Genomic DNA, 21,911 nt, shown 5'->3' on the forward strand with positions numbered 1-21,911 from the left:
TACGGCTCGGCGCGCGCGGGCCCGTCCCGCAGCGCCTCACCGAGCCCCCGAGCGCTTCCCGCGGCCCTGGATCGTCACCACCTGGGTGCAGGACGCGTCCGCCGACCGTGCCCCCGCCCCCCGCCCCTGGGTCGCTCGACCACGGTGCGGCGCCGGTAGGCCGTCCGGTCGAGCCGGCAACGGCTCTCGCCGCGCTGTGCCGGATACGGCCACTGATCTGGTCCATCCGCTCGGGAATCGCGGCCCTGATGCCGCGCCGTGGTGGCGTGACCACCCACCGGTCTGGGAACCCACGCCCCGGTAACCGGCACCGGCGGGACTCTCCACGGCCGGCCGTCGGCCAGAGGCCCGTTCCAGCCCCGACTGGCGAGTGTGGGGGATGTCCGGGCAGCTGCCGGGCCTGGTCGGGCTGGCAGGAGAGGATGCGGCCGTCCTCGTCCGTGACGACCATGGTCTTGACCGCGTTCTGCGCTCGTCCCGCTGCCGGACCGCCTCGCCGGCGGACGGTGATGTCGCGCGGGGGAGGGCAGGCCCCTTCGGCGGCGTGCGCCGGCCGCGCCCTGGGTGGTCGGGGGTGCCCCTGCGCCCGCCGTGCAGGCAGCGTCACCGGCCGGCTGTCTGACCGGCCGGTGCCGGATCGTGCCGTCGGGGAGCCGGGCCGGTGGTGGCGGGGACGGGCTGTGCTCGAAGTTCCTCGGCCAGCCGCATGCGGTCGATCTTGCCGTTGGCGGTCAGGGGGAGAGCGTCGCGGTGCACGATGCGTCGGGGCAGCATGTAGGGCGGGAGGAGGCTGCGCAGCCGGGCGGACAGGGCGGGGCCCCGGCCCGGGGGACCGACGTAGGCCGCGTGCAGTTCCCGTGCCCCGGGCGGGCCGACCGCCACCACGCACGCGTCGGTCACTGCCGGGTCCGACCGCAGCGCCGACTCGATCTCACCGGTCTCGATGCGGTAGCCGCGGATCTTGACCTGGTGGTCGAGCCGTCCGAGGTGCACCAGCTGCCCCTGCTCCCGGACGACCAGGTCGCCGGTGCGGTACCAGGCGTCGGGCGGAGGCGGGCCCGCGGGCGCGGGGCGCAGTCCACCGGCCGCGCTGCCGAGGCCGAACCGGCCGGTGTTGTCGGTGGGGTCGAGGTAGCCGTCGAAGCGCTGCGGGCCGCGCAGGCACAGCTCGCCCTGGTCGGCGGGGCGCCCGGCCGGGTCGACGACGACGTGTTCGAGGTGCGGCAGCGGTGTGCCGATCGGAACGGTCCCGTTGGAGGTGTCCATGCACCGCTGCCCGGCCGCGAGCCGTAGGGCGGTGCAGAAGACGGTCATCTCCGTGGGGCCGTAGGTGTTGTCGATGGCGCTGCCCGGCGCCGCGGCCGACCAGCGTTCAAGTTGGCGGCGGGTCAGCCGGTCCCCACCGAACAGCGTCCAGCGCAGGCCGGGCATGCTGCCTTCCGCCAGGTCCCCGAGCCGTTCGGCGACCGAGACGACGGACGGGACCGAGAACCAGTGCGTGAGCCGGTGCTCGTTGACGTACACGGACGGCCGCAGCGTGGCGTTGCGGTCCGGCACGACGAGTGTGCCGCCGGCGGACCAGGTGCTGAACAGGTCGAACACCGACGGGTCGAACGTCAGGTCATAGGTGTGGGAGAGCCGGCTGCCGGGTCCGATCGCGTAGGCGCGCACGCAGTGCCGCAGGAAGGGCAACAGGTGCCGGTGCCGGATCGGCACGCCTTTGGGGCGGCCGGTGGTGCCCGAGGTGAAGATCACGTACGCGACGTCGTCCGGACCCGTGCGTGCGGCCGGCAGCGTGTCCGGATCCGTCGGTGGCAGCTCGGCGCAGGAGTCGTCGAGGACGAGCGGCCGGGCTCCCGCGCGGTCGGCGACCACGGCCGCCTGTCCGGCGCCGGAGCCGTCGGCGAGCACCACCCGCGCACCGGCCGCCGCGGCCGCGGCGGCGTTGCGCTCGGCAGGGAAGGCGGGGTTGAGCGGTACGACGGTCCAGCCCAGCCGGACCGCGGCCAGGTATCCGGCATAGGCCGGCAGGCTGCGAGCCGCGCAGAGTGCCAGTACCGACGGCAGGCGGCCCGTCGTCGCCACCAGGGCGTCGGCGATGCTCGCGGCCGTCGAGTGCATTTCCCGGTAGGTGAAGGAGTCGCCCGAAATTTCCAGAGCTGGTTCCCGGGCATACCGGTGGGCCGCGGCCTGTAAGAGGCCGGACAGGGAGGACGGGCGCGAAAAAGGCATGGAAAGGCTCCGCGAGATCCGGTGGATGGAAACCTGAAGGGAAGGGGGGAGGTAATCGGAATGCGTGCAGACGCTGACGCCCGGCCGTTTCCAGGGCGGGGTCGATCTCGATTCCAGAGGCGACCGGTTGACGCGTACCCGAGCCTCCCATGGCCAAACGGAATTCTTTCGAATCCTGCGTCGTCGCAGGTGGGCGACGTTTCTTCGCAATCGAACAGACCGGATGGCCAGGTTCCATTTAGGTGCCTGGGTACTGCGAAAAGTACTGCCCGGTGACGTCCACGCCGCCTATGAACAGGTCAGGAAGGCATCACCGCCCACTCCGCATGCGGCACGCGTAAGCGGGTCGCCTCATCCAGTGGGTTGACACTGCACTCATCCCGTCCTTAGCGTCGGGTTTCGCCGACCGGTGCCATTCCTCCGGTTTCTTGGGCGTGCTCTCCATCCCTGTGTCCTGGGAGGACGCAATGACCACTGATGAGAGCCCGGGTCCCGTAAATTCCCGGCCTTCCCCGTACGTTGCCGAAAGTCTGTGGCGAGAAATCCTCGGCCCCGCCGCCGACCCCTTGCGGGGTTTTCTCGACAACGGCGGCGACTCCTTCCACGCCGTCCTGCTGTCCACCCGTCTCTACGAAGCCACTGGCATCGAAGTCGACTACCTCGACGTTCTCACGAGCGACGGCCTGCCGGCCCTGCGGGCGCTCGCCGAGGACCGGACCAGTACCTGAGCCGACGGCCCGTCAGGGCCACCCTGGCCGTTTCCGGCCTCCCCCACACTTCCCCCCACACCTCACTCCGGATGAACTCGTGGATGACGCGTTAGCGATCTCATCGACGGTCCGCGGTCCTGTGCGCACGCGACCGCGCCCGCTGCCCGGCCCACCGGCTGGGCCCGCCCCCGCCGTACGCCCCTCCTCTGCCCCGTCCACGCCCGCCGCCGAGGCGGCCCGATCCTCCGCGGCCTTCCTCGACGCGGCGCTGGGCGACTGTGCCGTGGACTCCGAGACCTCACCCCTGCGACGCGTGCTGCTGCACCGGCCCGGCTCCGAACTGGGCCGTCTGGTCCCGGAGAACCTGCACACGCTGCTCTTCGACGACATCCCCTGGCTCAGCGCGGCCCGGCGCGAACACGACGCCTTCAGCTGCCTGTTGCGCGATCGCGGCGTGGCCGTGGTCGAACTGGCCGACCTGCTGACCGCGGCGGCGGCCCTGCCCGTCGGCCGGCGACTGCTCATCGACGGTACGACGCGCTCCGCCGCCGCACCGGGACTCGGCGGACTGGCCGGACGCGAACTGCGCGACTGGCTGCGGGACCTGCCCCCCGCGGAGCTGGCCGAGCGGCTGCTGCTCGGCGCCACCCTGGCGGAGCTGCCCGACCGGCACCGCGCCGTCCTGCGGGAGAGCCTCGACGCCGGGGACCGGCAGTCCGACTGGCCGGCACTGCCCCCGCTGCCCAACGCCATGTTCGTCCGCGACACGCTCAGCTGGATCGGCGGACACTGCACGGCCGGCCGCATGGCCACCCCGGCCAGGGCCCGCGAGGGCGTCCTGACCGAAGCGCTGCTGAACACCGCGCGCGTCGCCGGGGTCCTGCCCGCGGGCGATGCCGCAGCGGCCCCCTTGGAGGGCGGGGACGTCATGGTGGCCGGCCCTGGCTGCGTGGTCGTCGGCGTCGGTCAGCGCACCAGCGCCGCGGCGGCCGAAGGGCTGGCACGGTCCCTGCTCACGGGCGGCGACGTACGGCGCGTGCTGGCCGTGTCCTTGCCGAGGGACCGGCAGACCATGCACCTGGACACGGTGATGACCATGGTCGACCACGACACCTTCCTGGTGAGCAGAGCCCACCACCAGACCTGCCGCTGGCACGAACTGGTCCTCGACCGCCGCGGTGAGGTGCGCGCGCGTCCGGCCGACGACGGCTTCGCCCTGCTGGCCGACGCCCTGGGGCTGCCGGCCGTCCGTGTGGTGGACACCGGCGACGACGGTTTCGCGGTACGCCGGGAACAGTGGAGCGACTCCGCCAACGTCCTCGCCCTGCGCCCCGGGCTCGTGGTTGCCTACGACCGCAACACCACCGCCAACGAGCGCCTGGAACGGGCCGGCATCGAGGTGATCACCTTCCCCGGCTCCGAACTGGCCCGAGGGCGCGGCGGCCCCCATTGCCTGTCCTGCCCTCTGGTGCGCGACCCGGCCTGAGCCGTCGGCCGGCCCGGCGAGGACTCCGGCCAGAACCAACGTCCCGGCACGGCCCGCCGCCGGGCTCCGGCCAGATTCACACTCCCGGCACGGGCCTCGACACCGGCACGTCCGTTGATCCCCGGCACATCCCTCGCCCCCGGCCCGTACCCGGGCCCGTGCGCCGTTCGACCCGCGAGGCACGTGCGTCCGGTCCGCGCCCCGCGCCTCCGTGCCGCCGAGACCGGCCGCACCCCAGCCGCCGGGACTGATCCCACCTCACGTCCCCCGCTTCGACTCCAGTCCCAAGTCCCAAGTCCCAAGTCCCAAGTTCCAAGTCACGAGTCACGAGTCACGAGTCACGAGGAGAACACCATGACCACCTACGACCAGAACCTGAGCGCCGACACCACCGCGCCGCCGCGCGAGGCCGCCGACGTCAAGGACACGGTCCGCTCGGTGTACCAGCGCGTCGCCGAGGAGTACGACGAGCGCATACCGGGCGCCGGCCCCTCCGACGACATGTTCACCGCGGCGGAGCGGAGCTTCCTGCTCAACAAGGTGAAAGCCGGTCAGCGGGTCCTGGACATGGGCTGCGGCACGGGACGGTTCACCGTGCCGATGGCCGAGCGCGGCGCCCAGGTGACGGGCCTGGACCTGTCCCGGGCCATGCTCGACGTGCTCGGCGGCAAGCTCGCGGCGCGCGGGCTGCACGCCGAACTGCGCGAGGGCGACATGGCGGCATTACCCTTCCCCGACGAGTCCTTCGACGTCGTCACCAGCATGCTGGCCCTGATGCACATCCCCCTGGAGGACCGGCCGAAGGTCTTCGCCGAGGTCCGGCGGGTGCTGCGGCCCGGCGGGCGGATGCTGCTCGGCGTCAAGAACAGCCTGATCGAGCGGCTGTTCAAGGCCGACCGGTTCGCGTCCGTGGACGTTACCGACGTCACCGCCAAGGAACTCGTCTTCACCCGCACCCGTACCGGTGAGGAGTACACCGCCCCCTGGTACAGCTTCAGCCCGCAGGACCTCAACGCCCTGTTCGCCACCGAGGGCATGGTGGTCACGCAGCTGCGGGGCAACTCGCCCCTGGCGGTATGGCTGGCCGACGAGGTGCTCAGCGACCCCGCCGTGGCTCTCGCGGTGCAGTCCTTCGAGCGGACCCTCTGCGACACCCCGCCCTTCAATCACCTCGGCTACCACCTGCTCGTAGAAGCGGTGAAGCCCCGTCACTGACGGACCGGACGGCGGGCCCGGCCGCGCACGGCATCCCCGTGGGCCCGTGGCCCGCCTGCCCGGACACCCCGTCGGCCCCTTCCCCGCGCGAACGTCAGGACAGCGCCATGACCCTGCGCGATCCGGCAGCACCGGCTGCCGACCATCCCACGCTCCGCCCGCTCACCGACGCCCAGCTCGGCCTGTGGCTCGCCCACCAGATGCGGCCGGGCGACACCGACCTCCATGTCCTGCGCGCCTTCCGGATCTCGGGCCCGCTGGACCGCGCGGCGCTGGCCCGGGCGCTGGCCCGCGTGACGTACCGTCACCCCGCGCTGCGCTCCCTGCATCCCGGCGACGGCCCCGACGGTCCGGTGCGCCGTGTCCAGCCGCCATCGGGCACCCCGTGCTGGCACGACCTCGGCACCGGCTCGGACCGGGAGCTGGCCGCCTTCCACCGCCGTCCCTTCGACCTGGAGACGGAGCCGCCGGTGCGCGCGGGCATCAGCCGTCCGGGCCACGACGGGACGACGCTGGCCGCCTTCTGCTTCCACCACATCGCCATGGACGGCGTCTCGGCCGTCGTCTTCTGCCTGGACCTGGCCGACGCCTACCGTGCCGAGACATCACCGGACGGCGTCCGCGCCACTCCCGCGCCTGCCACCGGGCGGGATCGCGCCCCGGCACCGGCGCAGGCGCCCGCCTCCCGTGACGGCGACGACGCGCGGTCGGCCGCCTACTGGGCGGACCGGCTCGCCGCACCGCCCCCGCCCCTCCTGCCCGCTCCGGCCGGGCGGGTGCCCCCCACCGGCCGGCCCGCCCGCGTCAGGGAGCTGCGACGCGGTGCCGCGACCGTGCGTGTGCTGCGGCAGACGGCCCGCGCGGCCGGCGCGACCCCGCACATGGTTCTCACCGCCGCGTACGCCGCGGCCCTCGGTGAGGTCTTCGGCCGGGACGACGTCATCCTCGGCACACCCGTGTCACTGCGCGCCTCGGGCGAAGCGGACCTCGTCGACTGCCTCGTCACGCTGCTCCCGCTGCGTGTGCAGCTTGCCGGGCGGGACCGTACAGCACTGCTGCGGCAGGTCCGGGAGCGCAGTCTGGAGGCACAACGGCACCGCGCGGTGCCGGCCGCCGCCCTGGCCCGTGCCGCCGGCACCGCCGTACTGGAGTCGCCGTACCAGGCTGTCATCGACGTACGGCACGAGCAACCACCGGCGCTGCCGCTGTGGGGCTGCGTCAGCGAGGCCGTCCACGTCGAGCCGGGCTCCGTGCAGTACCCCCTCGACCTGGAGGCCCGGATCGGTGACGGTTCCCTGCGCCTGGTGCTGCGCACGGACGCCGCCACGGTGCCCGCACTGCAGGCCGACGCGGTGCTGGCGGCCGTCGGCCGGCTGCTGCCGCACCCCGTCCCGTGGCGCGCCGCTCCTCCGGACTCCTCTGGCCCGACATCTCCGAAGGGAGTTCCGGCATGATCCCGGAGACCGACGCGAACCACCCCCGTGAGGTCCCGGCCTCCGGGTCGGCCGCCGCCTCGGCGGCACGCCGTGGCCGTCCCGCACCCTCCGCCCCCGTCCCGGACGGTCCGCGCCCCGCGGACACCGGCGACACCGGCCGCGACGCGGACACGATCACCGGGCTGCTACCCGGGCCCGCGGGCGCGGCGCCGGTCTACCTCGTCCATCCGGTCGGCGGCAGCCTGCTGTGCTACCTGCCGCTGGCCCGGGCGCTGGCCGCCCGCCATCCGGTGCGTGGCATCGCCTCACCCCTGCTGTCCGGGCGTCCGGCACCCGACGAACTGTCCGAGCTGGCCGAGCGCTACGCCGGGTGGATCGCCGCCGACACGCGCGGTCCCTCCCTGGTCGGCGGCTGGTCGTTCGGCGGCGCGGCGGCGTTCGAGACGGCCGCACGACTGGCCGCGCGGGGCCGCACCGTGGACCTGCTCGTCCTGCTCGACGCGACGCCGCCGGGCAGCTGGACCGGCCCGCTCGACGACGACACTCTGGCCCGGCAGTTCCTCTACGAGGTGCGCCGGATGAGCGGCGTGTCCGACGCCGAGGCTCGCGCCGGGCTCGCAGCGGATCCCCTCGGCGCGGCGGTGCGCGAGATGGCGGCCGTGGATCCGGACGCCGACGAGGAGGAGACGTACCGGCGCTTCGAGGCCTTTCGCCGGCACGCCCGCAGCCTGACCGGTCACCGCCCCGTCCGCCCCCACCCGGGCCCGGCTCTCGTGGTGGACACCGAACCGGTCGGCGGTGCGGGCGGGCGCGGCGACGCCTGGCTGCCCCATCTGGCCGGCCCCGTGCACCGTCTGCGCCTGCCCACCGACCACTTCGGCCTCATGGGCGCGGCACCGGCCACCGCCGTCGCCGCCGCGGTGGACCGTGCCCGCACCGGAGCGTGACCGTGGACTTCCTTTTCAGCCCCGAACACATGGCCTTCCGTGACCACCTGCGCGAGCTGCTGGCCGGGGAGGCGATGCGCCGCGCCCTGCGCGAGGGCAGCCGGGACCACCCGGACGATCCCGACCCCCGGCCCGCCTACCGCCTGCTCGGCCGGCGCGGCTGGCTCGCCCCCGACTGGCCGCCCGAACTGGGCGGTGCCGGGCTGGACGCGGCGACGGCAAGCATCCTCACCGAGGAACTCGCCGCCCACGGCATCCCCGACAGCGCCCACGTCAACAGTGTCCGCAACGCGGGCCGGTGCCTGCTGCTGTGCGGTGACGAACGACAGCGGACCCGCCTGCTGCCCCCGATGGCCCGCGGTGAGGTCCTCGCCGCCGTGCTGTACAGCGAGCCGGACGCCGGCTCCGACCTGGCGTCGCTGACCACCACGGCGCGGCCCCGCGACGACGGCTGGGAGCTGCACGGCACCAAGGTGCACAGCGTCAAGACGGCCCACTGCGACCTGGCGATCGTCGCGGCCCGCACCTCGCGGCATCCGCAGCCGCTGCTCGGCATCACCTTGTTCGCGGTCGGCCTGCGCTCTCCCGGCGTCACCGTCCGCCCCGTCGCCGGCGTCAACCACGAGCCGTTCCACGAGGTGATCCTCGACGCGGTACGGGTCGGTCCGGACGATGCCGTCGGCCGCGTCGACGAGGGATGGCTGGTCATCACCGAGGGACTGGCCGTCGAACGGGTGGGCATGGACTACAGCGCCCGGGTGCGGGCCCACCTGGAGTGGCTGCGGCGGCGGGCGGCACGGGGCGGGCAGGACGCCGCCCTCGCCGGCCGGCTGCGCCGGCTGTCCACCGCGGCCGAGGCCGGACGCCTGCTGGCCTGGTCCATGGCCGGCCGGCTCCAGGACGGCGATCTCGACCCCGCGGAGGCCGCGCAGTCCAAGTGGTTCAACAGTGAGCTGATGCGGGAGGTATGGCGACTGGGCCGGGAGCTGTCCTCGCCGTACGACCTGCTGACGGTCGACGATCCCGGCGCGCCGCCCGACCCGAGCGCGCTGCTGCTGGACCGCGAGGCACCGGGGCTGAGCCTGTCGGCGGGCACTGCCGAGATGATGCTCCTGGTGATCGCCGGTGAACTCGGACTGGAGGCCGGCGATGCTGACTGAGCCCACCGCCGCACAGCGGGAACTGGTGACCGAGTTCCGGCGGTCCCTGGCCAGGTCGCAGGACGCGGTCGCCTCGGCCGTGCCCCGCTGGGCCGGACTGACCGTGCCCGCGGCGCGCGGCGGCCACGCACTGGGCCAGATGGAAGCCGTGCTCGTCGCGGAGGAGACCGGCCGGGCCGGACGCGACGGCACCCTGCTCGACCTGACCGCCGCCGCCGAAGCGCTCGCCGCCGCTGACGAGGGACCCGCGGCCGACGCCCTGCGCGATCTGCTGTCCGGGCGGGCCGGACTGGCCGTGAGTCTGTGCCCCGGGCCGGACGAACGACCCGAGGAGGCTCCGACGCCGCGGCACCGCGACTTCGTCAGCGGACTGCCCGCCACCGCGGCGCTGCTGCGGCTGCCCCGGATCCCGGGCGGCGGCGAGCGGTTCGCGCTCGTGCCGCTGCACGCGGCGTCCTGGCGGCCGCACGCCGGACTGCACGCCGAACCTCGCCACCGCCTCGACCTGCCCGCCCGGACCGCAGCCCAGCACATCACCACCGGCGACCGACTCACCCGGGACAGCGCCGGAACCGGCGACGGCACTCCGGCGCTCGCCGACCTCGACGGCATCCGTCGTGCCGGCTACCTGTGCGGGCTCGCCGAGGCCGCCGTGGACGCCGCGGTCCGGCGCGCCCGCGACCGCCGGCAGTTCGGCACACCGATCGGACGCCACCAGGCGGTCGCCTTTCCGCTGGCCGCTCTCACCGCCCGCCTGCACGCGGCCCGCCTGCTCACGCGCTGCACGGCCGCGCTCGCCGACCACCGCGCCCGTCCCGACGACGGATCCAGCAACGCCGACGACGCCAACGACACGGACAAGCGCCCCTTCGCCGAACGGGTGGAGGACCTCGTCCGGCACACCACCGATCTCGCCCTGGACGCCACCTGGTGCGGGCTCCACCTGCACGGCGCCCAAGGACTCACCGAACAGTCCCCGGCGCAGCTCCTGTACCGCCGCGCGCTGTTCCACACCGCGCTCGCCCGGCCGGCGCCCCACCCGTACGAGCCGCTTACCCAAGGACGTAGCCGATGACCAGCCTCACCCACCCCTCACCTGGCCTGCCTCCGGTACGGCAGGAACCGAACGGCCTCCTGCACGACCTGGTCCGCGACCAGAGCCGGCGCACCCCGCACGCGCCCGCCGTCACCGACAGCAGCACCACGCTGACCTACCGGCAACTCCAGGACCGGGCCGACGCCACGGCCGACTGGCTGGCCGGCGCCGGCTGCGGTCCGGGCACCCTCGTCGGCGTTGCGCTCAACCGCAGCGCCGACGCGCTGGTCGCCGTCCTCGGCGTCCTCAACGCCGGTGCCGCGTACGTGCCCCTGGACCCCGGCTACCCCGCCGAGCGCCTGCGGGCGGTGCTCGACGACGCCCGCCCGCGGCTGGTCCTCGCCGCCGACCGCGAAAAGACCGCCCGGCTGCTGGGTGCGGACGTCCCCCTGGCGGAGCTCGGCTCGATACCCGCCGCACCGGTTCCGGGCAGGCACACGCGCACCGCCGGGGCCGGGGTCTCCCCTCAGTCGCCCGCCTACGTCATCCACACCTCGGGCTCCACGGGACGGCCCAAGGGCGTCGTGGTGCCGCACCGCGCCATCCGCTCCCGCGTCGTGTGGGAGACGGCCGCCTTCCCCAGCGGGCCGGGCGACAGCGTCCTGCACCGCACCTCCCTGGGCTTCGACATCTCCCTGCAGGAGATCCTCCCGCCACTGGCCGCCGGCGCCCGGGTCGTCGTCGCGGACGACGACGGACAGCGGGACCCGGCCGAGCTGGTGCGCCTGCTCGCCCGTGAGCGGGTTACCACCCTGGCGCTGGTGCCGTCGCTGCTGCGCGCCCTGCTGGACGAGGACGAGGGGCTGCGGTCGTGCCCGCACCTGCGCGAGGTGTTCTGCGGCGGCGAGCGCCTGGACCGCCTCCTGCACGACCGCTTCCTGCGACACGCGACGGCGCGCCTGCACAACATGTACGGGCCGACCGAGTACGCCATCGACGCGACCTGCTGGACCTGCCGTCCGCTGCCGCCCGGCCAGGAGGTGCCGATCGGCTTCCCGTTGGACCGAACCCAGCTCTACGTATTGGACGACGCTCTGCGGCCCGTTCCCGACGGCCGGCCGGGACAGCTTGCGGTGGCCGGTGACCAGCTCGCCCTCGGTTACCACCGCGATGAGGAACTGACGGCCCGCTGCTTCCCGGCCGATCCCTTCCGGCCCGGCTCCCGCATGTACCTCACCGGAGACGTGGTGCGCCGCCGTCCCGACGGTGCCCTGGAGTTCCTCGGCAGGCAGGACGACCAGGTCAAGATCCGGGGCCACCGGATCGAACTGGGCGACGTCGAGGCGCAGCTCCTGGCGCTGCCCGGAGTGCGGGCGGCGGCGGCCGGTACGGTCGACGACCCCGGCGGGGACGGCAGCGTGCTGGTCGGCTACGTCGTACCCGGGCCGGACGGTGCGGATCCGCGCGGCCTGCGACGGGAACTGGCCGAGCGGGCACCCGCCCAGCTCGTCCCGGCGCACCTCGTGGTCCTCGACGCGTTGCCGCTCGGCCCGACCGGGAAGACCGACCGCTCGGCCCTGCCGGCGCCGGAGCTCGGCGGCGAGGACGAGGCCGCCGGCCCCGACGCGCCGGACGACGAGACGACCCGGGTCGTCGTGGACGTCTTCCGCGAGGTGCTGCGCCGCCCCTCGGTCGGCCCCGACGACGACTTCTTCGACCTCGGCGGCAGTTCCCTGCAGGCCGCCCGCCTCGTCAACCGGCTCCGCAAGCGGCTCGGCGAAGACCTCCCGCTGGCCCTGCTGTTCGAGGCGTCCACACCGGCGGGCATCGCCGCGGCACTCCGGGAGCCCCGCCATGCGTGACGCGTCGACGGCGCCGACGCCGCCCGGGACCGAACCGGCCACACCGGACACCACCCGGCCGGCTGTCACGACACCCCGCCCCGCCGAAGCAACCCGAGCACGCACAGCCGTACCCGCGCAACCGCCCGGTCCGCAGGCCGACCTACGGGCCGGACCCCACCCCGGCGCCGAGCGACCCGGTCCGCCCCCCACACCTCGAACGCCGTCATCGGCGCCACCGCCGGGGGAGCCGGCCGGGGAGCCCGCGACCGCGACCGAGCGCCGGTTCTGGGCGCTGCAGCACACAGCCGGTCATCCGGCCGCCGCCCTGACCTTCGGCCGGTTCCGCCTCACCGGGCCGGTGGACCTGCCCGCTCTGGTGGTGGCACTGCGCGCGGTGCGCGAGCGCCACGAGGGCCTGCGGACCGCCTACACGGTGCGGGGCGGGACGCTTCTCGCGCAGGTGGTCGACCGGCCTGTGGAGCACGAGCCGCTGGTGCTGCCGTCGGGGACCGCTCCCGGCGACGCGCTACGCCTCCTGCGCGCCGGGCCCGCGCCGGACGCGACTCGGGCCGACCTGCTGCGCTGGGCCCTCGTGCCCCTCCCGGACGGTGCCGATCTGTATCTGGCCGTGCACCACATCGCGTTCGACGGTGCGTCCGGTGAGGTGCTCGCCGCCGATCTGGCCCACGCCTACGCCCATGCCCTCGCCGGCGAGCGGCCACGGCCGGCCCCGGCCCCTCGCCACCGGGCGCAGCCCCTGGCCCCGGCCCGGCGCACCGAGCACGAGGCGTACTGGCAGCACGCCCTGGCAGGCCTCGCCGACCTGCCGGACGGCGGCCGCGGCCTGACCCGGCGCGAGCTGCTGCGGGACACGCTCGTTGAGCGGTCGGTCCGGCTCGGGGCCGCCGAGGCGGCGACGCTGCGCGAGCGGGCCAGGTCCGTTGCCGCCACGCCGTTCGCCGTCCTGCTCGCGGCGTACGCGCGTGCCTTGTCGGCGCTGGCCGGGGTGCGGGACTTCGCCGTCGGCACCGCGGTCGCCGACCGCCGCGCCGGTACGGAGCAGGAGGTGGGTTGCCTGTTCACCATGGTGCCCGTCCCGGTCCGTGACCCGCTCGCCCCCGACTGCGTGCCGCGGCTGTGGCAGGCGGTCGTGGACTGCGTCCTGCACGCCGGGCTCCCGCTGGAGAACATCGTCCGGGCGGCGGGCGCCGGGCGCGGCCGGCGCATGCCGCTGTACCAGGCCACGTTCCTGCTACAGAACTGGCCGCGCCACGCCCACCACGCCGGACCGGTCACCGTCCGCACGATTCCCGTACCACCGTCCGCCCCGCAGGCAGAGGTGCTGCTGGAGCTGTACGACGACGGCCACGGCCCCGTGCACGGTGTCCTGCAGGCACCCTCCCGATCCCTCTGGGCGGACCGGCTCACCTCGCTGGCGGACCGCTGGCACCAAGAGGCACTCCTCACCACGGCCGGGTCGGGCACCGGCGCGCCACGACCCGGCCCCTGACGTCCTCCGGCCACCGGGGCGGCGTCCGCCGTCCGCCCGTTGCCCCACGTCCGCGACTCCCCGTACCGCCGCCCCCCATGACCACCCGGGAAACCAGCCATGACCATCAAAAGCCCGTCTCCCGTCCGTCCCGCCTCCACGGCACCCCCCGTCACCGCCCCGTGCGCCCACCGCCGGCTCCTCGACCAGGGCCTCGGCACCCTGCCGGACGACGACCCCGCACTGGCCGGCCTGCTGGACGCCGAAGCCCGGTACCAGCAGGAGAACCTCGCCATGGTCGCCTACGCCAGCCTCGCCCACCCGTCCGTCCTGGCGGCGGCGGGCAGCGCGCTGTCCAACGTCACCGCCGAGGGCTACCCCGGCGCCCGCTACCACCCGGGCAGCCGCTGGTTCGACCAGGTCGAACGGCTCGCCACCGACCGGGCGGCGGCGCTGTTCGGCGCCCGGTACGCCAACGTCCAGCCGCACTCGTGCTCCTCGGCGAACCTGAGCGTGCTGTTCACCCTGATGCGCCCCGGGGACACGCTGCTCGGCCTCCACCTCGACGCCGGCGGCCATCTCACCCACGGCGCGCCCGCCTCGGTGACCGGCCGCTGCTTCCACGCGGTCCACTACGGCCTGGGCCCCGACGGCCGCGTCGACCTGGAGCAGGTCGCCGACCTGGCCCGCAGGCACCGGCCCAAGGTCATCGTGGCCGGAGCCAGCGCCTACCCCCGCACCTGGGACTACGCCGCCTTCCGGGCCGTCGCCGACGAGGTGGACGCCTACCTGCTCGCAGACATCTCGCACATCGCGGGCCTGGTGGCGGCCGGGGCCCACCCGAGTCCGGTCGACGTCGCCCACGTCACCACCACGAGCACCTACAAACAGCTCGCCGGACCACGCGGCGGCCTCATCCTGCTCGGAGCGGCGGCGGACACGGCACCGGGCGCGGCCGGCCGTACGCCGCTGGCCGAGCGCATCCAGCGGGGCGTCTTCCCACGGACCCAGGGCACCCCCGACGCGGCCGCCATCGCCGCCAAGGCGCGGGCCCTGGCCCTGGCCGCACAGCCGCGGTTCACCACGCTGGCCCACCGGATCAAGGCCAACGCGCGCGCCCTGGCCGACGCCTTGTCGGCGCGCGGTCACCGGCTGGTCAGCGGCGGCACCGACAACCACATGGTGCTGCTCGACCTGTCCGGCGGCACGGTGACCGGAGCCGCCGCCGAGGAGGCCCTGCAGGACTGCGGGATCCTCGCCAACCGCAACCGCGTCCCGGGCGACACCAGGCCGCCCCTGGTCACCAGTGGGCTGCGGCTGGGCACCAACATCCTCGCCCAACGCGGCATGGGCCCGTCCGAGATGGCCGTCTGCGCCGAACTGGTCGACACCGTCGTACGCGGCCTGCGCGCGCGGAGCGGCGGGGGTCACCGGCTCGAACCGGCGGTCCGCGACCGGGTGCGTGCCGCCGTGCGGGAGCTGTGCGACCGCTTCCCCGTGCCCCTGTACCCCGCTGTCCGCTGAGAAGGGACGTCACCATGCAACCCCTGCTGCTCCCGGTGGCCCGCGAACGGGCGACCGCCGCCGGCCCGCCCGGCACCGCCTCGGTGCACCCCGTGCGCCTGCCGGCTCAGTGGCTGCGGCCGGCACAGGACGGCACGGGCGTCCCGGGGCTGGCCGAGGCCACGGCGGTCTGCGCGGTGGTGCTGGCCCGCCACGCCGGCGCCGACGGCTTCGTGCTGCCCGTGCTGCCCGCGGGACCTCCGGCCCGGCCGGCCGCTGTGCCCGTGGACCTCACCGGGAACCCGACGTTCCGGCAGCTGCTGACGCACGTACGCGCCGCCCTGCGCTCCCCGTGGGACCCGGGCGGCGCTCCGGCCGGCGGCGGCCTCGGCGAGCCCGGTCCGGGCAGCGGCCTGCTGCCGGTCCGGGTGACGGTCTGCCGGGGGCCGGACACCGATGCCGCGGACGCCGGCCGGCTCACCCTCGCCGTCACCGCCGCCGACGGGCCCAAAACCGCTGTCCTCCTCGCGCCCCCCGGTACGCTGCGGCCGGACGCGGCCGGGCGGCTCGCGGGCCACCTCGGTGTGCTGGCGGCAGCCGCGGCCGCCGCACCGGACGCCCCGGTGGCCGGCCTGCCCCTGCTCACCGCGGCCGAGGAGCGGCTGATGCTGGGGGAGTGGAACCGTACGGCCGCCGATCTGCCCCACGACCGCTGCCTGCACGAGCACTTCCAGGACCGGGCCGCCGCCCAGCCGGAGGCGGTGGCCGTGTGGGAGGGCGGCAGGCCCACCACCTTCGCCGCGCTCAACCGGCGCGCCAACCGGCTCGCCCGCCGGCTGGTCGGCCTCGGCGCGGCTCCCGGATCCGTCGTCGGCATCGCCCTGCCGCGCTCCGCCGACCTGCTGGTGTCCGTACTGGCCGTGCTCAAGGCCGGCGGCTGCTATCTGCCGATGGACCCCGACTACCCGGCCGAGCGGCTCGCCCTCCTGCGCCGCGACGGCCACTGCGACGCCGTTCTCGCCTCCGCCGTCACGGCCGCCGCGCTGCCCGACGGGCCCGGCCGCGTCCTGCTGGTCGACGACACCGGCGACGACCAGGCGGAACCGGCCGACGACCTGCCGCGGCGCGCCGGCCCGGACGACCTGTGCTACGTCATCCACACGTCCGGCACCACGGGCGAACCCAAGGGCATCGAGCTGCGGCACCGGGGCGTGGTCAACAACCTCACCGACCTCAATGGCCGTTTCGGTGTGGGCCCGGGCGACGCGGTCCTCGCCCTGTCCTCACCCGGCTTCGACATGTCCGTGTACGAGTTCCTGGGCGTCACGATCGCCGGCGGGACCGTCGTGGTGCCCGACCCCGAAGGCGTGCGGCGGCCGGTGCACTGGGCGGAGCTGATGCGCGCCCACGGCGTCACGGTGTGGAACTCGGCCCCCGCTCTGCTCGAACTGTTCGTCGAACACGCCGAGCGGACCGGACTGCGGCTGCCGGGACTGCGGCTGGCGATGCTGGGCGGCGACTGGGTCGGCGTCACACTGCCGGACCGGCTGCGGGCGCTCGCCCCGCGGGTGCGGGTGGCCGCGCTGGGCGGTGCCACCGAATCCTCCATCCACTCCACGCTGTACGAGGTCCCGCCCACGGGCCGACCCGACTGGCCGAGCGTGCCGTACGGCCGTCCGCTGGCCAACCAGCGTCTGTACATCCTCGACCCCGGCGGGCAGCCGGTCCCCGTCGGTGTGCCCGGTGAGCTGCACCTCGCGGGGACCGGGCTCGCCCGCGGATACGCCGGCCGGCCGGAACTGACCGCCGAACGGTTCTGGACCTGGCGCCATCCCGCGGTGGGCGAGGAGCGGCTCTACCGCACCGGAGACCTGGCCCGCTACCACCCGGACGGGCTCGTGGAACTCCTCGGCAGGCTCGACTTCCAGGTGAAGATCAGCGGGGTCCGGGTCGAACTCGGGGAGATCGAGCACCACTTGAGGCAGGTGCCCGGCGTACGGCACGCGGTCGCCGTCGCGACCGGCGGACGCACCGGCCGGCAACTCGTCGGATACGTCGTCCCCCGCCCGGGGGACACGGTGCGTCCCGAGGCGGTCCGCGCGGAACTGGCAGCCAGGCTGCCCGCGGCGCTGGTGCCGGGTACCGTGATCGTCACCGACAGCCTCCCGCTCAGCCCCAACGGCAAGGTCGACCGGCGGCGGCTGGCCCAGGCACCTCCCGGTCCGCCCGGGGCCCGCTCCGGGCGGACGGCGGACGGGGAGCCGGGGAGGCACGGCGGACACGCGGATCCGGAGGAGCAGCGGGTGGCGGCGGTGTGGGCCGAGGTGCTGCAGGTCCCGCCGCCGGGGCCGGATGCGGACTTCTTCGCCCTGGGCGGTGACTCGTTCCGGGCGATCCGCGCCATGAGTGCGCTGGCGCCGGACCTGCCGCCGACCGAGTTGTTCCGCCACCCGACGGTCGGCGCGCTCGCCGCCCGGCTGCGCGCGGTGAGGCACCCATGACGGACGTCCGCGGGGGAACCCGACGCGCCCACGGGGGCCGGTGCGGGCCCTGGCCGCATTCGTGGAAGGGAGTGCCCTGTTGGGTACGGAGGTGACCGCACGACCGGCGGGATACCGGCAGGTGATGTCGGTGCCCGGGTGGCGTCCCTGGGCGCTGACCACACTGCTGAGCCGGATCCCCGACGCGATGGCGCCGCTGGCGCTGGTGCTGCTGGGCCATCAGACGGGATCGTTCACCGTCGGCGGACTGGCCTCCGGCGCCCACGCCATCACCGAGGCCGCGCTGGCGCCGTGGCTCGGCGCACTCGCCGACCGGTGGCGCGGCCACCGCTACGTGCGGGTGGCGCTGGTCGTCCGCGCCGCCGCCTACACCCTGCTGGCCGCCACCGCCACCGTGCTGCCCGCCGCTGCCCTGGTGATCCTGGCGGGCGTGGCGGGCGGCATCGGGGCCGGAGTGCCCGGACAGCTCAGAGCGCTGCTCGCCCGCACCATGGACCCGCCGCTGCTGCACCCGGCGATGAGTCTGGACACCACGCTGCTGGAGTTGGCCTGGACCGTGGCCCCGGTCGGCGTGTCCGTGTTGGTCGCCGTAGGCGACCCCCGGCTGGCGGTGGCCACCATGGCCGTGCTGGCCGCCACCGCGGCACTGGCCTCGCTGCGCCTGCCGGCGGCACCGTCCGACGGCGACGGGGCCGACGGCGCCCGGCGTTCGGGGCTGGCGCTGGGCCCGGTCCTGCTGCGCGCGGCCCTGCCCTCCCTGGCACTGGCCCTGGTCGGCGGCTTCGCCGGCGGCGTCCTGGACACGGCGGTGCCACCCGTGCTGGACGCCTCCGGTTCCCCCGCCTCGCTCGCCGGGGTCCTGTTCACCGGCTACTCCATCACCAGCGTCGTGGGCGGGCTGATCTACGGGCTGCGGCACTGGCCGGGCAGGATCCACCGCCAGGCGGCGGCGCTGCTGGCGGCCCTGTGCCTGGCCCTGCTGCCGGCGGCACTGGTGCCCAGCCTGCCGGTCATCGCGGTGAGCATCGTGGCGGCGGGACTGTTCGCCGCGCCGCAGCTCACCGCCCGCTCCCTGACCCTGCAGCGGGACCTGCCGGAGTCGGCGTGGAGCGCCGGGTTCTCCGCCCTGTACGCAGCCAACGGCGCCGGGTACGGCCTGGCCGGTTTCGCCATCGCCGCCCTGCTCCCCCTGGGCGCGCACTTCGCCTTCGCCGTCCCCCTGGCGGTCTGCATCGCCGCCGCCGTCGTCGCCTTCCTCCCTTCAGGACCCGCCCGTTCCTGAGCCGGCACGCTCCCCGAGCGCTTCGAGCAGGGGGACGCCCACTCGCCGCACCGGGCGAGCGCACCCGTCCCTCCGCTCACCGAAGCCGGGGCCGGAACGGGCCCGGTGACCGACGCCCACCGGGCCCGCCCGAAGCGGTCGTTCAGCCGACCCGGCAGGGCAGGCTCGTCGTACTGTCACCGCCCGATCCGGAGACGGTGTACCCGAACGTCGCGCTCTTGCCCGGAGCGAGGGAGCCGTTCCAGCCGGCGTTGTGGACCATCACCGACTGGCCGTTGTAGGTGGCGCTGCCGCTCCACAGGCTCTCGATCCTCTGGCCGGACGGCAGCGTCCAGTCGACCATCCAGCCGAGCATCGGGACGGTGCCGGTGTTGGTGACGGTCACCTCGGACTGGTAGCCGCCGTTCCAGCTGCCGGTCGTCTTACGGGTGGCCGTGCAGGTGCCGGGCACCGGCTCGGACGGGGTGCCCGGCTGCTTGATGCCGGTCACCTCGCCGTTGCCGCCGTCGAAGACGACGTCCGAGCAGGAGTAGAAGGTCTCCTGACTGTCGGAGCGCTGCCAGACCATGTAGATGATGTGGCGGCCCGACTTGCCCTCGGGGAGCTTGCCGGTCCAGGAGTAGTTGGCCTCGACCGTGCCCGGGGAGCCCTTCAGCGGCGGGTGGTCGACGCTCAGGAACGGCCGCTCCTCCATGTCGTTCCAGGTGAGCGTCTTCGTCGGGTCGAAGCCGTCCTTGGTGATGTAGACGTAGAACCAACCCGGGTGCGCCGCCCAGGCGTTGTACGAGAAGTCGACCGTCGCGCCCGAGGTGAGGTGGGTGAGCGGCCAGTCCTTGCTGGGCGTGTTGAACCCGGTGAAGTTGGTGTTGCCGCCGCTGCACAGCTCGCCGTCCGGTACGAAGCCCCGGGTGCGGCCGGCGCCGTCCGAGCGCAGCACCGAGAACCAGTTGTAGAACGGCGTGGTGCCGCTGACCTGCTGAGCGGACCGGCACGCCGGGTTGACCGGCTTGATCTCACCGGTGTCGGTCAGACCGTCCTGCCAGCACAGGAAGGTGCGGCTGCCGGGCTTCATGGGGGTGCCGTGCGCCTCCGCCTCACCGCCGGCCGTCATGACCAGGCCGAGGGCCGGAACGGTGACGAGGAGGGAGAGCAGGACCAGGAAGAGGGCTTTGGTCCGGGTGGAGAGCGCTGATCGGGGCGTGGGGGGTCCCCCCGCGTTTCTTGTCAGGATCATGACAGCATCGTCCGTTCCTCGAGGTACGGGCCTGTGGATGCGTGTGCGCGAATGCGCGGGATGGGAGCGACTCGAGGGCGGGTTCCGGTCCACCGTTATGGGAGCGCTCCCATCCCGCTGTTGCGGAAGTTAGCGCCGGGCGGCGCAGTTGTCTACGGCTGCGGCGGGAGAGCGCCGGTCAGGAGGGACGTGCGCAGGGGCCCGTTCGGGTGACGAACGACGCGCGCTTTCACCGCGGTGCTCGCACAATGCGTAAGCGGACGGCACATCATCCGGAAACCAGGAGGCAGTCATGACATGCATGCCCGATGAGGACGTTGAGTTCCACAACGCGATCAAGGAAGTGTTCCTCAAGTATCCGGAGGCCCAGCGCAGATACGCGCTGTCCAGCCTCGCGCTGGAGGACGAGATGGGGATCGATTTCGACAAGAAGGTCGGAGTCTCCCGGGTCGAGGACGGCAAGATCATCACTGAGTTCGTGGATCGGGAGTCGGTGATCAGGATGCAGCTCTGCCTGAAATGGAATTTCGACTACACCCGCTGCCTCCACTGGATCGAGGCACCGAAGTAGCGCGGCGCCATCCACTTCCCGGCCGCGGGCAGGCTGGTTTCAGCCGCTCTCGGGGGCCGCTGCCGCCGGCCGGAGCGCTACGGCATCACCGCCCGCCTGACCGAACTGGCGTCGGCCTCTATGAAGTTGACTTTGCTCCCCCCTCACGGTTGGCTGCGGATCCGACCTTTCATGATCCGGGGGGATCCTTTGAACCGCACCATCCGTGCAGCCGTCTGTGCCGTCGCCACCGCCGGTCTCGCGCTCGGTCTCAGCTCCTGTTCCGAGGCGGTCGACCAGGTCGACAAGGCAGTGGACGAGACGTACCAAGTCACCTACGAGGTCACGGGGAAGAACGTCGACTCGATCGAGTTCCACGGCGGCGGTGGCAAGGCCATGGAGCCCAAGGTCGAGTCGGTGTCGAAGCCCGAACTGCCCTGGAAGAAGACGGTCACGCTGCGCGGCATCATGCCCGCTGCGGTCATGCCGGTCGCCGCGGACCCCGAAGGCGCCCAGGTCACCTGCAAGATCATCCACAAGGGCAAGGTTCTCGAGGAGCAGAGTGCCGATGGCCTGGTGACCGCCGGAGGCTGCACCGCGGAGTCCCCGATCGGGAGGTGACCCGCGCGGGAAGTAACTCCGAAGCGCGGGGCCTTGGGGTCGTCTCGATCGGTACATGTGGCCTGAGGTGATGGCCCTGTGGCCCTGTCCGCCGACCTGCCATGGTCATCTGGACGTCTTCCGCGACGGGAGGCAGGGGATGGCGATACCGCTGCCCGATGGGCCGGCTACGCCGGCACTCGTGGTCGATCCGGACGTTTCTCTTCGGGCCAGTCGTGGTCAGGAAAGCCGCAAGTCGATCCAGGGGATGGTGTCGCCCGGCAACAGGTAGCGCTCGGTCTCGATGAACCCGTGCTTCCGCGCAAACCGCAAACCGTCCTCGTTCGACGACAGGACGACGGTCTCGATCACCCTGGCACCCAGCTCACGCGCCCGGTGGAGCCCACGCCTGTAGAGCGCTTCGCCGAATCCCTGTCCACGGTAAGGGGCAAGCACCCGGGCGATCACTGTCGCCGTCAGAGTGTCGTCCGTCGGCGGGCGCACCGTGCTGCAGCCCACGAGTGCGTCATCGAGATACGCGATCTCCAGGTGGTGGCGCTCGGAACGTTCCCGTACCTCTTCCAGAGACAGGACGTGGGTCGGGATGATCACATTGTGGACATGCTGCCAGTCTCGGAGAGCGGCATCGCCGTCAGGCTGTTGGAACCGAAGATCAGACATCGCAG

17 protein-coding genes are annotated in these 21,911 nt (G+C 73.9%); 14 read left to right on the plus strand and 3 right to left on the minus strand.

Translation table 11 applies throughout. The features are described 5' to 3' along the window. Positions 1-603: 603 nt before the first annotated feature. Positions 604-2,232, minus strand: a complete 1,629-nt coding sequence (locus ABFX81_RS01260; RefSeq protein ID WP_346137494.1) for an amino acid adenylation domain-containing protein — start codon at positions 2,230-2,232, stop codon at positions 604-606. A gap of 467 nt (positions 2,233-2,699) precedes the next feature. On the opposite strand from ABFX81_RS01260, the gene ABFX81_RS01265 reads away from it, so the two are divergent. The 12 genes from ABFX81_RS01265 to ABFX81_RS01320 all read left to right on the plus strand — a co-directional run bounded on the left by ABFX81_RS01265 (position 2,700) and on the right by ABFX81_RS01320 (position 18,841). Further along, the gene (locus tag ABFX81_RS01265; protein WP_346137495.1) at positions 2,700-2,960 is read left to right on the plus strand and encodes a phosphopantetheine-binding protein; all 261 of its coding nucleotides are present in this window, start codon (positions 2,700-2,702) and stop codon (positions 2,958-2,960) included. 121 nt (positions 2,961-3,081) lie between these two features. Then, a complete protein-coding gene (locus ABFX81_RS01270; RefSeq protein WP_346137496.1) occupies positions 3,082-4,428 on the plus strand; it encodes an arginine deiminase in 1,347 nt (448 codons plus the stop codon). Between the two features lie 354 nt (positions 4,429-4,782). Continuing rightward, positions 4,783-5,643, plus strand: coding sequence for a methyltransferase domain-containing protein (locus ABFX81_RS01275; RefSeq protein WP_086855164.1), 861 nt, complete (start codon positions 4,783-4,785; stop codon positions 5,641-5,643). Between the two features lie 107 nt (positions 5,644-5,750). Then, the gene (locus ABFX81_RS01280; RefSeq protein ID WP_346137497.1) at positions 5,751-7,097 is read left to right on the plus strand and encodes a condensation domain-containing protein; all 1,347 of its coding nucleotides are present in this window, start codon (positions 5,751-5,753) and stop codon (positions 7,095-7,097) included. Next, complete coding sequence (locus ABFX81_RS01285; RefSeq protein WP_346137498.1) at positions 7,094-8,026, plus strand: thioesterase domain-containing protein; 933 nt, start codon at positions 7,094-7,096, stop codon at positions 8,024-8,026. Before ABFX81_RS01280 ends, ABFX81_RS01285 begins: the two co-directional genes overlap by 4 nt. A gap of 2 nt (positions 8,027-8,028) precedes the next feature. Further along, positions 8,029-9,186, plus strand: a complete 1,158-nt coding sequence (locus ABFX81_RS01290; RefSeq protein ID WP_086850409.1) for an acyl-CoA dehydrogenase family protein — start codon at positions 8,029-8,031, stop codon at positions 9,184-9,186. Beyond that, the gene (locus tag ABFX81_RS01295) at positions 9,176-10,261 is read left to right on the plus strand and encodes an acyl-CoA dehydrogenase family protein (RefSeq protein ID WP_086850408.1); all 1,086 of its coding nucleotides are present in this window, start codon (positions 9,176-9,178) and stop codon (positions 10,259-10,261) included. The genes ABFX81_RS01290 and ABFX81_RS01295 overlap by 11 nt, the downstream gene beginning before the upstream one ends. Further along, on the plus strand, positions 10,258-12,084 hold the full coding sequence (locus ABFX81_RS01300) for an amino acid adenylation domain-containing protein (protein ID WP_086850407.1): 1,827 nt from the start codon (positions 10,258-10,260) through the stop codon (positions 12,082-12,084). Before ABFX81_RS01295 ends, ABFX81_RS01300 begins: the two co-directional genes overlap by 4 nt. Continuing rightward, positions 12,077-13,576 carry a condensation domain-containing protein gene (locus ABFX81_RS01305; RefSeq protein ID WP_346137499.1) on the plus strand — a complete coding sequence of 500 codons (1,500 nt, stop codon included), beginning with the start codon at positions 12,077-12,079 and terminating at the stop codon, positions 13,574-13,576. Before ABFX81_RS01300 ends, ABFX81_RS01305 begins: the two co-directional genes overlap by 8 nt. 99 nt (positions 13,577-13,675) lie before the next feature. Beyond that, a complete protein-coding gene (locus ABFX81_RS01310; RefSeq protein ID WP_346137500.1) occupies positions 13,676-15,079 on the plus strand; it encodes a serine hydroxymethyltransferase in 1,404 nt (467 codons plus the stop codon). A gap of 14 nt (positions 15,080-15,093) precedes the next feature. After that, positions 15,094-17,559: an amino acid adenylation domain-containing protein gene (locus ABFX81_RS01315; protein WP_086850570.1), complete on the plus strand. Its 2,466-nt coding sequence runs from the start codon at positions 15,094-15,096 to the stop codon at positions 17,557-17,559. A 91-nt stretch (positions 17,560-17,650) separates the two neighbouring features. Further along, a complete protein-coding gene (locus ABFX81_RS01320; RefSeq protein WP_346137501.1) occupies positions 17,651-18,841 on the plus strand; it encodes an MFS transporter in 1,191 nt (396 codons plus the stop codon). A gap of 142 nt (positions 18,842-18,983) precedes the next feature. Here ABFX81_RS01320 and ABFX81_RS01325 read toward each other — a convergent pair whose 3' ends face one another. Further along, the gene (locus tag ABFX81_RS01325; RefSeq protein ID WP_346137502.1) at positions 18,984-20,075 is read right to left on the minus strand and encodes a lytic polysaccharide monooxygenase auxiliary activity family 9 protein; all 1,092 of its coding nucleotides are present in this window, start codon (positions 20,073-20,075) and stop codon (positions 18,984-18,986) included. Between the two features lie 292 nt (positions 20,076-20,367). On the opposite strand from ABFX81_RS01325, the gene ABFX81_RS01330 reads away from it, so the two are divergent. Next, positions 20,368-20,646, plus strand: a complete 279-nt coding sequence (locus tag ABFX81_RS01330) for a hypothetical protein (RefSeq protein ID WP_086850576.1) — start codon at positions 20,368-20,370, stop codon at positions 20,644-20,646. A 189-nt stretch (positions 20,647-20,835) separates the two neighbouring features. Next, positions 20,836-21,246, plus strand: coding sequence for an MmpS family transport accessory protein (locus tag ABFX81_RS01335; protein WP_086850578.1), 411 nt, complete (start codon positions 20,836-20,838; stop codon positions 21,244-21,246). A 219-nt stretch (positions 21,247-21,465) separates the two neighbouring features. Here ABFX81_RS01335 and ABFX81_RS01340 read toward each other — a convergent pair whose 3' ends face one another. Beyond that, the gene (locus ABFX81_RS01340) at positions 21,466-21,906 is read right to left on the minus strand and encodes a GNAT family N-acetyltransferase (protein WP_086850580.1); all 441 of its coding nucleotides are present in this window, start codon (positions 21,904-21,906) and stop codon (positions 21,466-21,468) included. Positions 21,907-21,911 lie beyond the last annotated feature (5 nt).

This window comes from Streptomyces coeruleofuscus (assembly GCF_039532725.1).
GTDB classification, from domain to species: Bacteria; Actinomycetota; Actinomycetes; order Streptomycetales; family Streptomycetaceae; genus Streptomyces; species Streptomyces coeruleofuscus.

Excerpts from the sequence above, each read along its gene's own strand:
- ABFX81_RS01340 (WP_086850580.1), bottom strand. The coding sequence starts at position 21,906 with ATGTCTGATCTTCGGTTCCAACAGCCTGACGGCGATGCCGCTCTCCGA.
- ABFX81_RS01300 (WP_086850407.1), top strand. The coding sequence starts at position 10,258 with ATGACCAGCCTCACCCACCCCTCACCTGGCCTGCCTCCGGTACGGCAG.
- ABFX81_RS01325 (WP_346137502.1), bottom strand. The coding sequence starts at position 20,075 with ATGATCCTGACAAGAAACGCGGGGGGACCCCCCACGCCCCGATCAGCG.
- ABFX81_RS01275 (WP_086855164.1), top strand. The coding sequence starts at position 4,783 with ATGACCACCTACGACCAGAACCTGAGCGCCGACACCACCGCGCCGCCG.
- ABFX81_RS01285 (WP_346137498.1), top strand. The coding sequence starts at position 7,094 with ATGATCCCGGAGACCGACGCGAACCACCCCCGTGAGGTCCCGGCCTCC.
- ABFX81_RS01260 (WP_346137494.1), bottom strand. The coding sequence starts at position 2,232 with ATGCCTTTTTCGCGCCCGTCCTCCCTGTCCGGCCTCTTACAGGCCGCG.
- ABFX81_RS01265 (WP_346137495.1), top strand. The coding sequence starts at position 2,700 with ATGACCACTGATGAGAGCCCGGGTCCCGTAAATTCCCGGCCTTCCCCG.
- ABFX81_RS01330 (WP_086850576.1), top strand. The coding sequence starts at position 20,368 with ATGACATGCATGCCCGATGAGGACGTTGAGTTCCACAACGCGATCAAG.
- ABFX81_RS01295 (WP_086850408.1), top strand. The coding sequence starts at position 9,176 with ATGCTGACTGAGCCCACCGCCGCACAGCGGGAACTGGTGACCGAGTTC.
- ABFX81_RS01305 (WP_346137499.1), top strand. The coding sequence starts at position 12,077 with ATGCGTGACGCGTCGACGGCGCCGACGCCGCCCGGGACCGAACCGGCC.
- ABFX81_RS01310 (WP_346137500.1), top strand. The coding sequence starts at position 13,676 with ATGACCATCAAAAGCCCGTCTCCCGTCCGTCCCGCCTCCACGGCACCC.
- ABFX81_RS01280 (WP_346137497.1), top strand. The coding sequence starts at position 5,751 with ATGACCCTGCGCGATCCGGCAGCACCGGCTGCCGACCATCCCACGCTC.
- ABFX81_RS01315 (WP_086850570.1), top strand. The coding sequence starts at position 15,094 with ATGCAACCCCTGCTGCTCCCGGTGGCCCGCGAACGGGCGACCGCCGCC.